Source organism: Burkholderia sp. SIMBA_051, assembly GCF_046534915.1.
Lineage (GTDB): Bacteria > Pseudomonadota > Gammaproteobacteria > Burkholderiales > Burkholderiaceae > Burkholderia > Burkholderia ambifaria.
On sequence record NZ_JAWRXS010000248.1, the window covers coordinates 1 to 274 of the forward strand.

General features: G+C 61.3%; 1 protein-coding gene. It reads left to right on the forward strand.

Annotation, left to right across the window (positions count from 1 at the left end; translation table 11 throughout):
* The coding region (locus SB771_RS34390) for a sensor histidine kinase (RefSeq protein WP_410721962.1) at window positions 1–274 on the forward strand (274 nt) is incomplete at both ends.

Sequence of the window (274 nt, forward strand, 5' to 3'; positions counted from 1 at the left end):
CCTACATGGAAGCGATTCGCGAGGAGGAGCGCAAGCGCATCGCGCTGGAGATTCACGACGAACTCGGGCAGTTGCTGACCGCGCTGAAGATGGATGTCTCCTTGCTGAAGATGCGTCTCGGCGCCGACCCGGACGCGATCCGCAAGGCGGACGACATGCGCGAGCTGGTCGAGAAAACGATCTGGATGGTCCGCAATGTCGCTAACCATCTGCGGCCCGCGGCGTTAAACTTCGGCATCGTTTCCGCGCTCGAGTGGTTGATCGAGGACTTCGG